At 72.1% G+C, this 13,510-nt stretch carries 10 protein-coding genes; 5 read left to right on the forward strand and 5 right to left on the reverse strand.

Features of this window, described 5'->3' with window-relative positions:
• The first annotated feature begins 38 nt into the window (after nucleotides 1-38).
• Nucleotides 39-209 (forward strand): hypothetical protein, encoded by a 171-nt coding sequence (locus NUT86_RS35035; RefSeq protein ID WP_158686011.1) that lies wholly within the window; start codon nucleotides 39-41, stop codon nucleotides 207-209.
• Between the two features lie 54 nt (nucleotides 210-263).
• Here NUT86_RS35035 and NUT86_RS35040 read toward each other — a convergent pair whose 3' ends face one another.
• Together NUT86_RS35040 and NUT86_RS35045 are read right to left on the reverse strand one after the other, a co-directional pair.
• The gene (locus NUT86_RS35040; RefSeq protein ID WP_274739362.1) at nucleotides 264-839 is read right to left on the reverse strand and encodes a TIGR03086 family metal-binding protein; all 576 of its coding nucleotides are present in this window, start codon (nucleotides 837-839) and stop codon (nucleotides 264-266) included.
• Nucleotides 840-997: 158 nt separating this feature from the next.
• Complete coding sequence (locus NUT86_RS35045) at nucleotides 998-2,827, reverse strand: alpha-L-fucosidase (RefSeq protein WP_274739364.1); 1,830 nt, start codon at nucleotides 2,825-2,827, stop codon at nucleotides 998-1,000.
• 309 nt (nucleotides 2,828-3,136) lie between these two features.
• Here NUT86_RS35045 and NUT86_RS35050 point away from each other — a divergent pair, with 309 nt between their 5' ends.
• Nucleotides 3,137-4,699 carry an AMP-binding protein gene (locus NUT86_RS35050; protein WP_274739366.1) on the forward strand — a complete coding sequence of 521 codons (1,563 nt, stop codon included), beginning with the start codon at nucleotides 3,137-3,139 and terminating at the stop codon, nucleotides 4,697-4,699.
• 30 nt (nucleotides 4,700-4,729) lie between these two features.
• On the opposite strand, the gene NUT86_RS35055 is transcribed toward NUT86_RS35050, so the two are convergent.
• Together NUT86_RS35055 and NUT86_RS35060 are read right to left on the reverse strand one after the other, a co-directional pair.
• On the reverse strand, nucleotides 4,730-5,572 hold the full coding sequence (locus NUT86_RS35055; protein WP_274739368.1) for a nitroreductase/quinone reductase family protein: 843 nt from the start codon (nucleotides 5,570-5,572) through the stop codon (nucleotides 4,730-4,732).
• A 511-nt stretch (nucleotides 5,573-6,083) separates the two neighbouring features.
• Nucleotides 6,084-8,192, reverse strand: a complete 2,109-nt coding sequence (locus tag NUT86_RS35060; RefSeq protein ID WP_274739370.1) for an alpha-galactosidase — start codon at nucleotides 8,190-8,192, stop codon at nucleotides 6,084-6,086.
• 232 nt (nucleotides 8,193-8,424) lie between these two features.
• On the opposite strand from NUT86_RS35060, the gene NUT86_RS35065 reads away from it, so the two are divergent.
• Nucleotides 8,425-8,769, forward strand: a complete 345-nt coding sequence (locus tag NUT86_RS35065) for a DUF1330 domain-containing protein (protein ID WP_018088464.1) — start codon at nucleotides 8,425-8,427, stop codon at nucleotides 8,767-8,769.
• A gap of 233 nt (nucleotides 8,770-9,002) precedes the next feature.
• On the forward strand, nucleotides 9,003-11,081 hold the full coding sequence (locus tag NUT86_RS35070) for a restriction endonuclease (RefSeq protein WP_446750804.1): 2,079 nt from the start codon (nucleotides 9,003-9,005) through the stop codon (nucleotides 11,079-11,081).
• A gap of 54 nt (nucleotides 11,082-11,135) precedes the next feature.
• On the opposite strand, the gene NUT86_RS35075 is transcribed toward NUT86_RS35070, so the two are convergent.
• Nucleotides 11,136-11,939, reverse strand: coding sequence for an alpha/beta fold hydrolase (locus NUT86_RS35075; RefSeq protein ID WP_274739374.1), 804 nt, complete (start codon nucleotides 11,937-11,939; stop codon nucleotides 11,136-11,138).
• Nucleotides 11,940-12,247: 308 nt separating this feature from the next.
• On the opposite strand from NUT86_RS35075, the gene NUT86_RS35080 reads away from it, so the two are divergent.
• Entirely contained in the window at nucleotides 12,248-13,510 is a 1,263-nt protein-coding gene (locus tag NUT86_RS35080) for a tetratricopeptide repeat protein (RefSeq protein ID WP_274739376.1), read from the forward strand.

Genomic DNA, 13,510 nt, shown 5'->3' on the forward strand with positions numbered 1-13,510 from the left:
ACCGCGTCGGAACCAATACCTCGATGAAGGAGTGCGTGGTGGCATTGCACAAAGCTCAACACAAGCAGCCCCGTTTGAAGCAGGGCGAGCGGCCAGGCCGGATCAAGGAAGTCCGCAACCTAGAAGTCTGGGACCGCTGTGCCCCGGTGCGCCTGGCCGGCTGCGACGACGATCCCGCCGAGCCGAATATCTTCCGCGGCATCGACTGATCGGCTGATCGCAGGTGTGTATCGGCCCTGACCCTTGGGCCTCCTCCTCCGGGGTCAGGGCCGACGCCCGAGCAGACACAACAGCCGGGTGAGATCATCGGCGTCCGCCGGCGGCTCCATCGCGGGAGCGAACAGCCCGGAGGCGGCGAGCCCGGGGGCATACGGCTCCACTTCGCGCAGCGCCGCCGTCGCCAGATGGCCGGGCAGCCGCTCCTCGGCGCCGATCGCCCGGGACAGATCCCAGGTGTGCACCACCGCGTCGGCCATCATCTGTGTGCAGTACGCCTCGGCACGCTGCGAGCCGTAGGACAGCTGGACCGGCCGGTCCAGCGCACCGCGCTCCGAGAACGCCGCCACGGCGGCCACCGCCGCGCGGTCCCAGACGGCGGCCGGGTCGTCCCCGAGCACCTCGCCGTCGAAGTCCGATCCGACGTCCGTGATCGCGGCGCCGTCCCGCACCAGGCGGGGCACCCACAGCTGCTCCGCGGTGAGGTGGTTCACCAGATCGCGCACCGACCACTCCGTGCACGGCGTCGGGGCCTCCCACTGGTCGTCGCGGACGGCATGCACCCGGGTCCCGAAGAGGGCGAGAGCCTCGCCATGGGTTCGCAGGATCTCGTCGTGGTTCATGCTCCCCGAGGATAGGAGCGGACACGGACAACGGCGCCCCGACGCACGGCCGGTCATGGGAAGGCCCGCCGGTCATGGGAAGGCCCGCGCCGAACCGAACGGCCCAACCGGGGGTGGGCGATTTCCCGCCCACCCGCGGCCGGCCCGTACGGCCGCGGTCAGTCGGCGTAGAGCTGACGCCGCGGCACGATCTGCCGGTCCTGGCTCGGGCTGGACCACAGCAGCTTCATATGGGCCTCGCCGGTCTGCTCCGTGTAGTCGATCCGGATACGGTGCCGCTGACCGGCCTTCAGGGTGACCGTCCCCTTGTCGGCCCTCGGGCCGTGCGGGGTGGCGCCGTCGATCACCAACGTGCCGTCGATCCACAGCCGCACGGTGTCGTCCGAGACGGTGGTGAAGGTGTACGTCTCGTCGTAGCGCGGCTGGATGCTGCCGGTCCAGCGGGTGCTGAAGCGGTCGGCGGGGATCTTCGGGTCCGGTGAGCCGTCGAAGCGGTAGGACTTGTTCACCGTCGGATCGACGGTGGTCACCGCGGGCGGGCCGGTGAAGGAGTCATTGGCCCAGCTCCGCGCCGTCAGTCCGGTGCCGGTGCCGGCGGAGGCCGCGGCGGGCGGCCGGATGGTGAGCCGGATGACGCTTGCGCGAGGATCGGTGGCCGCGCCGGACGGAGTGAGGTCGAAGCCGTCCCCGGACCGGACGGCCTTCACCTGCTGGGAACTGCCCAGCACCCGGGCCGCGGTGATGTCGAACGGTGCCCTCGCCGTGAGGTGGAGTGCGGCGCCGGGGGCCGGCCAGGAGGTGACGGCGGCGTACAGCTCGTTGCCCCGGCGGGAGACCGCGCCCCAGGGCGGGTCCGCCACCAGACCGGTGTGCCCGGCCCCGTACACCGCGTCGCCCTGGCCGTGCGCGGCCAGCCACCGGCCGGTCTCCCGCAGCCGGTCGACGGACGGCTGCGGGATGCGCCCGAGCCTGTCCGGGCCCACGTTGAGCAGATAGTTGCCGCCGCGGCTCGCCACGTCCAGCAGGTTGCGGACCACGGTCGCCGACGACTTCCAGTGGGTGTCGTACTTGGCGAAGCCCCAGTGGTCGTTGAGCGTCATACAGCTCTCCCAGAGCTGCCCGTCGACCGGCTCCGCGGGGATCTCCTGCTCCGGTGTGCCGAAGTCGCCGTCGACCACCTCGCGTTTGCCGACCCGGTTGTTGACGATCAGACGAGGATTCAGGGTGTGCAGATACGCCTGGAGGTCGGCACCGTCGCGGCGTGACCAGCGGTTGGTGGGGTTGTCCGTGTCCCACTCGCCGTCGAACCACAGCAGTGCCGGGTCGTAGCTGTCGATCAGCTCCTTGAGCTGGCCGTACATCCGCTTCTTGTAGCGCGGGAAGGTGGCCGGGTCGGCGAAGTCCGGATCGTGCCAGTCCCAGATCGAGTAGTAGAAGCCGAGTTTGATCCCGGCGGCGTCGGCGGCCTTCTTCAGCTCGGCGAGGATGTCGCGGTGCGGGTCGAAGGAGGAGTGGTCGCGCAGATTCCAGGTGTTCTGCCGGGTGGGCCACATTGCATAGCCGTCGTGGTGCTTGGAGGTGATGACGATGTAGCGCTGACCGGCGTCCTTGGCCGCCCGCACGATCGCTCGGGCGTCGAAGGCCGACGGGTTGAAGGTGGCGGCCTGCCGCTCGTACTCCTCGTCCGGGATCCGGCACTCGCGCTTGATCCACTCGGCGTTGCGGCAGACCGTGCCGTCGGGCCGGGTGTATTCGCCCTCCAGATTCGAGTACGCGCCGAAGTGGATGAACATCCCGAAGCGGCTCTGACGCCACCACGAGGTGCGCGGCGAGGTGAAGGGATCATCGGTCGCGTGGTTGGTGCCGGGACCGGCGGTGTGCCGGGGCGGGGGCTTCGCGGCGGCGACGGGGCCGCCGGCGGCCAGCAGCAGGGCGCCCAGCACCCCCGCCAGTACCGGCAGCCCGAACGGTCTTGTGCGGCTGTGCATCGCTCGCTCCTCGGGTCAGTTGGTCACGTACGTGCCTCCTGTGCCATCCCGCATGGTGCAGTCCCGGCAGCCGGACCGGAAGACCCCGGACATGACAAACATCGGAGCATCTAGGAGGAAGAGGCGGCGAGTTGGGGAAATTGGAGAGTGGAAGGCCAGGAGACCTCGGACCTAAGTGGGGGGGGCGGGGGAATGGCCGAGAAGGGCGCGTCGTATGGCCGGCGCGCGGCTGACGAGAGGTCAGCGCCCTGGCGAGGAACGCGTCTTGCCGGTTCAATGAGCCATCCGGTCGCACTCACTGGAGGCACCATGGAAGCCGTCGCCCGATCCGCCGCCGGCGCCCCGGTCATCCGCTGCGCGGGCCATGAACGCGACTATCCGGCCTTCCTCGAACGTGCGGCACGGATCGCAACCGGCCTGAAGGAATGGGGAGTTGAGCCCGGCGACCGGATCGCCGTCGTGCTGCGCAACGAGCCCGCCCATCTGGAGATCACCGCCGGAGCCGCTCTGCTCGGGGCCTCGGCGGTTCCCGTCAACTGGCACTTCCGGCACCACGAGCTGCGCCATGTGCTCGCCGACAGCGGCAGCAAGGTCGTCTTTGTGCACACCGACCTGCTGGCCGAGGTGTCCGCCGTGCTTCCCGACGGCGTACGGGTCGTCGAGGTGGCCGTCCCGGCCGGGGTCGCGGCCGCCTGCGGGATCGCCCTGCCGCCGGCCACCGGTGCCCACCCGCTGCTCGACGACTGGCTGGAAGGCCGCGCACCGCTGCGGGACGTCGCCGTGGAACGCCCGCCCACCGTCATCTACAGCTCCGGAACCACCGGACGCCCCAAGGGAGTGCTGCGCGAACCCGTCGCCGCGGACCGGCTGGAGGAAGCGGTACTGCGGTTCCTGGAGTACTTCGCCGTCGCCCCCGGCGGCCGTACGCTCATCCCCGCCCCGCTCTACCACGCCTCGCCCAGCCAGCACGCCGTCCTCGCCCTCGCCGCCGGTCTGGACATCACGCTGATGCCGCGCTTCGACGCCGAGGAGTTCCTCCGGCTGATCGCCCACCACCGCATCGAGCAGGTCCAGGTCGTGCCCACGATGTTCGTCCGGCTGCTGCGCCTGCCCAAGGACGTCCGCGAGGGCTACGACCTGTCCTCGCTCACCTCCGTCGTACATGCCGCGGCGCCCTGTCCGCCGCATATCAAACACGCCATGATCGACTGGCTGGGGCCGGTGCTGCGGGAGTACTACGGCGGCAGCGAGACCGGTGCCGTGACCTGGTGCGACAGCGCGGAGTGGCTGGCCCACCCCGGCACCGTCGGACGGGCCACCGGAACCTGCGGGGTCGCGGTCCTCGGCCCCGACGGGCAGCCGCTGCCGACCGGTGCCACCGGCGACATCTACCTCAAACCCGCCGACGACTGGCCCCCGTTCACCTACCTCGGCGACCCGGACAAACGCGCCGCCATGGAGGCACCGGGCCTGCCCGGGTACGTCACCATCGGGGACATCGGCCATCTCGACGCGGACGGCTACCTCTACCTCAGCGACCGCCGCAACGACATGGTCATCTCCGGCGGGGTCAACATCTACCCCGCGGAGATCGAGGGCTGTCTGCTCGCCCTCGACGGGGTCCGTGACGTGGCGGTCTTCGGCATCCCCGACGAGGAGTTCGGCGAGGTCCTCGCCGTGCACCTGGAGACCGAACCCGGTGTGCTGCTCAGCGCCGAGACGGTACGCGCCCATGTCGGTGCGCGGCTCGCCGGCTACAAGGTCCCCCGGGCCGTGGTCTTCGAGGAGCGGCTGCCGCGCGACGATTCGGGAAAGCTCTTCAAACGGCGGCTGCGGGATCCGTACTGGGCGGGTCACGACGGCGCGATCTGAACGTCGTGCCCGCCCGGCGGCCGCCTCGGCTCAGCAGGCCCCTCCGTCGAGTACCGGAATCAACACCTCCTCCTCATAGGTGAGATGGTTTTCCACCTCCTCCGTGAGGCGCTCGACTTCGGAGAGCACCAGCTGCGGATCCGCGTCCTGTGCGGAGATGACTTTCTGCAGGTCGGCGAGGAGGACCGCGAGTTTCTCGTGTTCCTGGTGCATACGCTCCAGGGCCGGGGCGAGTTCGGGATGATGCCGGCCGAGCATCGGAAACATTCCGGCGTCCTCACCGGTGTGGTGATTGTGCAGCCCCTGGCAGAGGGAGAGGCAGTTCACCCGGAGCTGGGCACCGAGACCGGGGCCCGAGGTGGCGATTTCCTCGCGGATCAGGGCGAGTTCCCGCCGGAATCCGTCGTGTACGGCCTTGAGTGCCGTGCCCACCGAGGAGGCGTTGATATTCGGTGGCCCGGCGGGAATTTCCTCCAGGGCCACCACGGGAAGGATCCGCTCCGTCTTCTCCTGGTAATCGGACCACCCGGGGTCGGCCTCGGCCGCACGGGCGAAGGCGCGGTCGCGTTCGGCGCCCTCCAGGACAACGGCCTGCGCCTCGTAGGTGAAGACGCCTGCCTCGACGGTGACACGGGGATGGGCCAGCAGATTGTGGTACCAGGCCGGGTGCTTCGGTGCGCCGGCCGCCGAGGCGATGACCAGGACGCGCCCGTCGACGTCGGGAAGGTAGCCGAGCGGGGTGGTGTGCGGGGCGCCGGACCGGGCGCCCGTGGTGGTCAGCAGAAGCAGACGGCCGCCCTCGAAGGGGCCTCCGACGCGACCGCCGTTGGCGCGGAACTCCTCGATGATCTGTCGGTTGAAATCGATCGGCATATGCGGTGTTTCTCCAGGATGAGGGAGTGCGGATGAGCCCGCGGAGGCAGGACGAAGAGGCCCTGCGGGTGAGACGGAGAACCGCTCGCGGGCAGGGCGAATCGACCACGGGGCGAAGGGCGTTCGACCGTGGTGCGAAGCCGCCGGAAAGGCGGAAACGGAAAGGGCGCGGAGGCGCGGAAAGTGCCTGGGAAAGAGGCGCGCAGGCAGGGTGAAACCCTTGCGCGGGCCAAACCCGCAGGCGGAAGTGGAGCGCGAAACGCGCGAAAACTCAAAGAGCGGAGGGGCGGGCCTCTTGTCGCCCGCCGGGCGGTCACGTGGTGACCGGGAACCTCACTCGCTCATGGCACATGGCCGACCCGGTAGTCACGGCGACAAAGGTAATGCCACAAAGGGGCGAAGGCAACGGCGAAGCGAAATCCGGCCACTCGCCTTCCTCGCCTTCCTCGCCTTCGTCGGCAAAGCCGCAGTCCTCACCTGCCACCGCCGCCTCACCAAAAGAAGCGACGTCTCAGAGCCGTACGGCCTCCAGCAGCACCAGCCGCTCCGGGAACAGCGTCGGCGCCTGCACCCCCACCTCGGCCAGCACCCGGCCCGGCAGCGTCACACCCCGCTCCCACCAGGGCAGCGCCGAGGTGGCCGGCCCCTCCGGGCGGTCACCCGGCGCCAGCGGCGCCAGCCGGTAGTCCGCGTCCGGATCCAGCCCCGGCAGCCGTACCCGCCCGGCCGGGGACTGCACACTCGTCGCCATCTGCACCAGCGCGAACACCGCCCGCCCGGCGTCCCCGGCCACCACGCCGTGCACCCACAGCGCCGGGTCGGGATGGTCGCCGTGCACCACCGTCCCGCTGTGCAGCAGCGGTCGCAGCGTCCGGTGGAGCGCCACCCACTCGGCCAGCCGCGCCCGTTCCGCCGCGCTCGCCGCCGTCAGGTCCCACTCGATCCCGAAATGGCAGAACAGCGCGGTCCCCGCCCGGAAGTCGAGGGTGTGCCGCCGCCCCGTCGTGTGCGCGACCGGCGCCCCCACATGTGCGCCGAGCAGCTCCGGCGGCAGCAGCAGCCCCGTCCAGCGCTGGATCCGCTGCCGCTCCAGCGCGTCGATGCAGTCACTGGTCCACACCCGGTCGGTGCGCTCCAGCACTCCCAGATCCACCCGGGCGCCACCGGCCGCACAGGACTCGATCTCCAACTGCGGGTGCCGCGTGCGCAGTTCGTCCATCAGCCGGTAGGCGGCCGTTGTCTGGTGGTGCGCGGCGGCGTCCACGAGATCGCGGTTGTGGTCCCACTTCAGATAGTCGATACGGTGCTCGCGCAGCAGGGTGTCGAGCCGTGCGAGGACGTACGCGTACGCCTCGGGGCGCGCCAGATCGAGGACCTGCTGATGGCGGGAGGCCGGCGGCAGCCGCGACGGGGAGGCGGCGAGCACCCACTCCGGATGCGCGCGGGCCAGATCGGAGTCCGGGTTGATCATCTCCGGTTCGACCCACAGTCCGAACTGCATCCCCAGCCCCCGCACGGTGTCGATCAGCGGCCGCAGCCCGTCCGGCCAGACCTCCGCGTCCACATACCAGTCGCCGAGCCCGGCGTGGTCGTCCCGCCGCCCCCGGAACCACCCGTCATCCAGCACGAACCGCTCCGCGCCGGCCTCGGCCGCCGTCCTCGCCAGCCGTTCCAGTGTGGCCAGGTCCTGGTCGAAGTACACCGCCTCCCAGGTGTTGAGGGTGACCGGCCGAGGGGAGGCGGGGTGCCCGTCGCGGGCCCGCAGCTCGCGGTGGAAGCGGCCGGCCAGCTCGTCCAGGCCGTTGCGTCCGTAGGAGCCGTAGAGCCAGGGGGAGCGGTAGGTGGCGCCCGGGGCCAGCCGGATCTCGCCGGGCAGCAGGAGTTCGCCGCCGGCCAGCACCGCCTGCCCGGCCGGGGTGCGCTCGGCGAGCGAGCGGTGGTTGCCGCTCCAGGCCACATGCAGCCCCCACACCTCACCGGACCGGAAACCGAAGCCCGCCTCCCCGGCGGTCAGCAGCAGCGTCGCATCGCTGCCGGTGCGCCCGCGCCGGCTCTCCCGCAGATGGGTGCCCAGCGTGAACGCATGCCGCTGCGGGGCGCGTTCCCGCAGATGCCGGCCGGTCAGATCGAGCAGCTCGGTGGCCTGGGCGGGGACCGGCAGGGCGGGAGTCAGCTCGGTGAGGTGGTACGGCCCTTCGCCGGTGTTGGTGACCGCCGCGCGCAGCCGCACCAGCCCCGCACCGGTCAGCCCGAGTTCCAGCGTCAGCGCCAGACCGCCGTCCGGGTCCACCGCCTCGACCGTCAGGGATCGGCTCTCGTCCCGTACGGACGTGCCGTGCACCGTGAACGCGGGCGCGGCGGCACGGCCCGCACGATGGCCGCTCACCCCCGGGGTGCCGAGCCAGCCCGCCGACTGCTGCGGCAGCACACTCAGCGGAACCGGCTCGTCCAGCGCATTGGGGACGGTCTGGGGGACATCGGCGGCGCGCAGCCCGGCGAGACGGCCGGGCGCGCACGCCCCGAGGTCGGCGCCCCAGTGCACGATGCGCGGCAGACCGGTGCCGGACAGGTCCAGCACCAGGCTGGTGCCGGCGGCCCGGAAGTGCAGGAGGTCGTCCATGGTGGGATCCCTTCGTGACGGACGGTGGGGGGTGTGCCGGGGGACGGACGGAACGGCGCGGGCGGTGGGACGGGCCTGGCGGCGGGCCCTGCTGCGAGAGGTACCGGACGCACGGCCCGGCACACCAGAGGGCCGCCGGCCGCCCACGATGACGCCGGAGGTAATCGACCCGTACCCCGACGGCTGGAAACGTGGGCGTCACCGCACCACCGATGCACCGGGAGGCAGTCCCATGACCGCATACGCCGTCGCCCACCTCCGCCCCGCCGCCCCGCACCCGGAGATCTTCGAGTACATCGAGAGGATCCAGGCGACCCTGGACCCCTTCGGCGGCCACTTCCTCGTCCACGGCGCCGAAGTGGAGGTCAAGGAAGGCAGCTGGCCCGGAGCCCTCGTCATCATTGAATTCCCCGACATGGCACGGGCCCGCGGCTGGTACGACTCGCCTGCCTACGCGGAGATCCTGCCGCTGCGCACCCGCCACATCGACGGCGAGGCGGTGCTGGTGCCGGGGGTGCCCGACGGTTACGACCCGGCCGTCACGGCGGCGAAGCTGCGGGCGGCGGCGGCCGGTTGAGGCCCGGCCCGGGACCCGCAACGGCGGCCGGGTGACGTCCGCGACCGCACGGAACGACGGCCGGCCCGCACCCCGTGAAGACGCCCTCGGAGGCACCCCGCGAAGTGGGCCGAATCTTCGTACCCGACCGTGACCGGCCGCTCGCACCCCCGCTAAGGTCTCCCCAACAACGCAGGTGAAACCGCTTCCACAGGGTTCCGGGGGCAGCGCCCCGGGGGGAGGACACAGAGCGAATGAGCCGCCGTTCCCATGGGTTAATGGCCATCTGGGCCGAGGCGCAGCGGCAGCAGCAGCGCCAGCAGGAAGCCCAGCGCCGCGCGCGGGCCCAGCAGCAGCGCGACCAGGAACGGCAGGCCAGGGACGCCGAACGCGCCATGGCGCGGATGCACCGCGAGCGGCAGGCGGCCTACCGGCAGCAGCGCGAGGCCGACGCCCGCCGCCGCACCGAGGAGCTGGACGGCCGGGTCGCCACACTGACCGGGCTCCTCGCCGAAGGCTGCCGCGCCCCCGCGTTCTCCCCGGCAGCGCTGCTGCGCCCCGAGCGCATCGAGGCGTTCGCGCCCGGCGCCCTCGCCACCCCGGTCCCGATGCCCGACCCTGCGCGCTATCAGGCACCGCCGGGCGGATGGCAGGTCGGTGTCCGCCGCGACCGCGCCCAGGGGGAGGCCCGCGCCCGCTACGAGCAGGACTGGTACGCCGCGCAGGCCGCGGAGAGCCGGCGGCAGGCCCAACTCGCGGCCTACCGGCAGCAGTACGACCAGTGGGCCGCGGGCGCCCTGGCCGAGATCCGGCAGCACAACGCCGGGATGGCGGAGCTGCTGGACGGCCTGCGCGACGGCGAACCGGACGCGGCCGTCGAGTACTTCTCCGCCGCGCTGTACTCCTCCACCGCCTGGCCGGAGGGCTTCCCCCGGCAGGTCGCCGCCGCCTACGACCCGATGGCCCGCCAGCTCGTCCTGGACTGGGAGCTCCCGGGCTACGACATCGTGCCCGAGACCAAATCCGTCCGGTACATGCCCACCGCCGACCAGGAGAAGGAGACCGCCCGGCCGGCCGCGCAGCGCCGGGCGCTCTACCGCGATGTCCTGGCCCAGAGCGTGCTGCTGGTGCTGCGCGACCTCTTCGCCGCCGACACCTACGGCACGCTGGACTCGGTGGCCCTGAACGGGTTCGTGGACGATGTCGACCCGGTGACCGGCCGCCCGGCCCAGGTGTGTCTGGCGACCGTCATGGCACCCCGCAGCGCCTTCGACACCTTCCACCTCGCGCAGGTCAGCGCCGTGGAGTGCCTCACCGACGGGCTGCGCGGCCAGCTCGCCGCGCGCCCCGACCAGCGGACCGCGGTACGCCCCGCACGCCTTCCGGGCGACGTCGGGGGCGGGGTCGTCTCACACGGCACCGACAGCGAACCGGATCTGTACGAGATGGACCCGATCGCCTTCGAGAATCTGATCGCCGAGCTGTTCCGCGCCATGGGCATGCAGGCCGTGACCACTCAGCGCTCCGGCGACGGCGGGGTCGATGTGGACGCCCTGGACCCCGACCCGATCCGCGGCGGCAAGATCGTGGTGCAGGTCAAGCGCTACCGCCACACCGTCCCGCCGACCGCCGTCCGCGACCTCTACGGCACCGTCCAGTCCGAAGGCGCCAACAAGGGCGTGCTGGTGACGACCTCCCGCTTCGGCCCCGGCGCCCACACCTTCGCCAACGGCAAACCGCTCAGCCTGATCGCCGGCTCCGAACTCGTCGATCTGCTCGCCCGCTACGGGCTGCGCGGACGGCTCGGCGGAGACGCTCCCGCCGGCCCCGCCGTCCCCGATGAGGCACCGGACCACAACATCCTCGGCATGAACTGGTCCGGCGAGGTCGCCCTCGACGTCTGCGCCCTGGTGTGCAAGGGGACCAGCGTCCTGAGCGAAGAGCACTTCGTCTTCTACAACAATCCGCGCAACCCGGACGGCTCGGTGCGGATGCTGCCCGGCTTCGCCCCCGACCGGGCCGCGATGCAGGTGCGGTTCGAGGCGCTGCCGCCGGACGCCGACCGGCTGGTCCTGGTCGCGGCGATCGACCCCCAGATCAACCCCGACGCCGATCTCTCCGGCTTCACCGAGGCCCGGGTCCGGCTGCTGGACGCGTCGGGGGAGGAGCTGGGACAGCTGGAGGTCTCGGAGGGGCGGCCCGGCGAGACCGCGCTGGTGCTCGGCTCGTTCCGGCAACGGGCGGGCGGCGACTGGGACTTCGTGGCGGGCGGCAAGGGCTTCCCCGGCGGCCTGGAGGCGCTGGTGCAGGAGTACGGCATCGAGGTGGCCTGAGGCCCGGGCCGGCGGAGTGATCCGAAGGGCGGGCCCTTCGGACAGTCGCCCGGGTCAGCCCTGCCACAGCCGGGTGAGGACGGCGTTGACCTCCTCCGGCCGGTCCTGGTGCGGCGCATGGCCGGCGCCGCTCACCCGCACATGGCGGGCGCCGATCGCCGCGGCGAGGTACTCCCCGCAGGCCATCAGCGCCGTGCCGGTGAAGTCCCGGTAGTCGGGGTGGACGGTCTCCCAGGTCCCGTTGATGACGGTCTTGGGCATGGTGGCCGCGGCCAGCGGACCGAGCGGAAGCTCCGCGTCCCATACGGGGCGTTCGCGCATCGCCGACCGCACCGCGCGCAGCAGCCGTGGGGTCAGCTCCGGCAGCGGCAGCCCGTACGGCTCGGTGGACCGCCGCAGATGGTCCTCCGGGCTTAGCTCCTCGTCGATGTCTGCGAACGACGCCCTGATCCGTTCCAGCGCCGCCGCCACGGTGGGATGGGCGGCCGCGGTGCGCAGCGGGGACGGCTCGATGAGGGTCAGTGACCGCACCGCCTCCGGGCGGGCCGACGCGGCCAGCATCACGGCGGCCGCCCCGTAGGAGTGGCCGGCCAAGTGCGCTCCGCTGCCCAGGAGTTGGCCGATGTCCTCGGCGTCGACCGTGTAGTCGCTCCGCGCGATGTCCGGGCTGTCGCCGAAGCCGCGCCGGTCGACGAGTTCGAGACGGAATCTCCGGGCCAGCGGCCGCTGCTCCGCGAAGCACTCGGTGCCCCAGCTCATCGTGCCGTGCACCAGCACCGCCCGCGGCGCACCGGGCGTCGCCTCGTCCCACACCGTCACATGAAGCGGCTCACGGCCCTGGAGGGAGTCATGGGTCATACGGCCTGAGGTTAGATCCACGCCGGGCTCACGGGACAGGCCCCAGCAGGACGGGTCACCGTCCCCGGCGGTGGGGCCGGCCCGCTGAACTACCCGCATGGCGGTCGCTGAGCGTGGTGGCGCTGGTCAAGGCTGGCCGCAGGGCCGACCGGCCCCGTGGCCAGGGTGTCCGTCGTACTCCTGCCGCCGGACGGGCAGCTCGGCCGGGGCGCGGAGACCCGGCTCCGCGGCACCGGACCGTTCGGTCACCACGTGCACGCGACGGACGGAGCGCGCCCTGACGGGCCGGTTCCGGGAACGGTGAAGCAATGGTGCGGAAAGCGGGGCGCCACTCGGGCGTGATCCCGGCGAAGGTGCGGTGGGGCAGACAACTGCGGGCGGCCAGGAAGACCGTGGCCAAGGAACGCGGCTGGTTCAAGGACGACCCCCAAGGCTGGCGCAGCGCCCTCACCAGCTCCTTGACCACCCTCGGCAACCTGCTGGCGGAGAAGCTGGACCGGCCGGCTGAGGCGCTGCCGTTCCTCCAGGAAGCGGTTGCCCTCCGTCGCGACAAGGTCGAGACCGACAAGCACCCTCACTGCCGCATCGAGCTCGCCCAGTCCCTGAGTACCCTCGGCGAGCTGCAGGCACAGCTGGGCCGTCCGGCCGAGGGGCTGCGGTACGCGGAGGAAGCCGTCGACGTCTGCCGCCCCCTGGCCGAAACCGACCTCGCTCGCTACCGCTCGGACCTCGCCGAGTGCCTGAGGACTCTCGGAGACCTGCTGGCGGCGCTGGACCGCCCGGCCGCGGCGCAGGCCGCCCAGGACGAAGCCCTCGCCCTGGAGGGGGAGCCCGAGGACCTCGTCGCCCTCTACCGTGGCCTGGCCGAGGCCGACCCCGACCGCTACCGCCCCGCCCTCGCAGCCTCCCTGTACTACGGCTACGACCGGCTGAGGCGGGACGACCGGCCGGCCGAGGCGCTGCCGTTCGTGGAGGAGGCCGTTGCTCTCCGTCGTGGCCTGGCGGGGGCCGGCGCGGCCGCGTACCGCCGCATCGCCCTCGCCGAGTCCTTGCGTGCCCTCGGCGCGCTGCTGGGACAACTGGACCGGCCGGCCGAGGCACTGCCGTACGTGGAGGAAGCCGTTGCCCTCCGTCGTGGCCTGGCGGAGGCCGACGCGCCGCCTCGCCGACGCCTTGCCCTTGCCCTGTCCCTGCGTCTCCTCGGCCGGCTGCTGGCACAGCTGGACCGCCCGGCCGAGGCGTTGCCGTTCGCCCGGGAAGCCGTCGGCCTCTGGCGTGGCGTGGCGGAGTCTCAGGCCGAGGACCGTCGCTACGAGGCCGGTCTCGCCATCTCGCTGCACACCCTCGGCGAGCTGCTGGCGCAGCTGGACCGCCCGGCCGAGGCGTTGCCGTTCGCCCAGGAGGCCGTCGACCTCCACCGTGCCCGTATCACCCTCCTCGGCAACCGCAATCTCACCGGCGCCCTGCACACCCTCGCCGAGGTGCTGACGGCGCTGGACCGCCCGGCCGAGGCACAGGCGGCACGGGACGAGGCAGCGGCCCTGGAGAAGACGGAACCGGAGGCCCCGTGA

This window comes from Streptomyces sp. G7(2002), assembly GCF_028870195.1.
Lineage (GTDB): Bacteria > Actinomycetota > Actinomycetes > Streptomycetales > Streptomycetaceae > Streptomyces > Streptomyces nigrescens.

Excerpts from the sequence above, each read along its gene's own strand:
- NUT86_RS35055 (WP_274739368.1), bottom strand. The coding sequence starts at position 5,572 with ATGCCGATCGATTTCAACCGACAGATCATCGAGGAGTTCCGCGCCAAC.
- NUT86_RS35045 (WP_274739364.1), bottom strand. The coding sequence starts at position 2,827 with ATGCACAGCCGCACAAGACCGTTCGGGCTGCCGGTACTGGCGGGGGTG.
- NUT86_RS35075 (WP_274739374.1), bottom strand. The coding sequence starts at position 11,939 with ATGACCCATGACTCCCTCCAGGGCCGTGAGCCGCTTCATGTGACGGTG.
- NUT86_RS35050 (WP_274739366.1), top strand. The coding sequence starts at position 3,137 with ATGGAAGCCGTCGCCCGATCCGCCGCCGGCGCCCCGGTCATCCGCTGC.
- NUT86_RS35080 (WP_274739376.1), top strand. The coding sequence starts at position 12,248 with ATGGTGCGGAAAGCGGGGCGCCACTCGGGCGTGATCCCGGCGAAGGTG.
- NUT86_RS35040 (WP_274739362.1), bottom strand. The coding sequence starts at position 839 with ATGAACCACGACGAGATCCTGCGAACCCATGGCGAGGCTCTCGCCCTC.
- NUT86_RS35070 (WP_446750804.1), top strand. The coding sequence starts at position 9,003 with ATGAGCCGCCGTTCCCATGGGTTAATGGCCATCTGGGCCGAGGCGCAG.
- NUT86_RS35065 (WP_018088464.1), top strand. The coding sequence starts at position 8,425 with ATGACCGCATACGCCGTCGCCCACCTCCGCCCCGCCGCCCCGCACCCG.
- NUT86_RS35060 (WP_274739370.1), bottom strand. The coding sequence starts at position 8,192 with ATGGACGACCTCCTGCACTTCCGGGCCGCCGGCACCAGCCTGGTGCTG.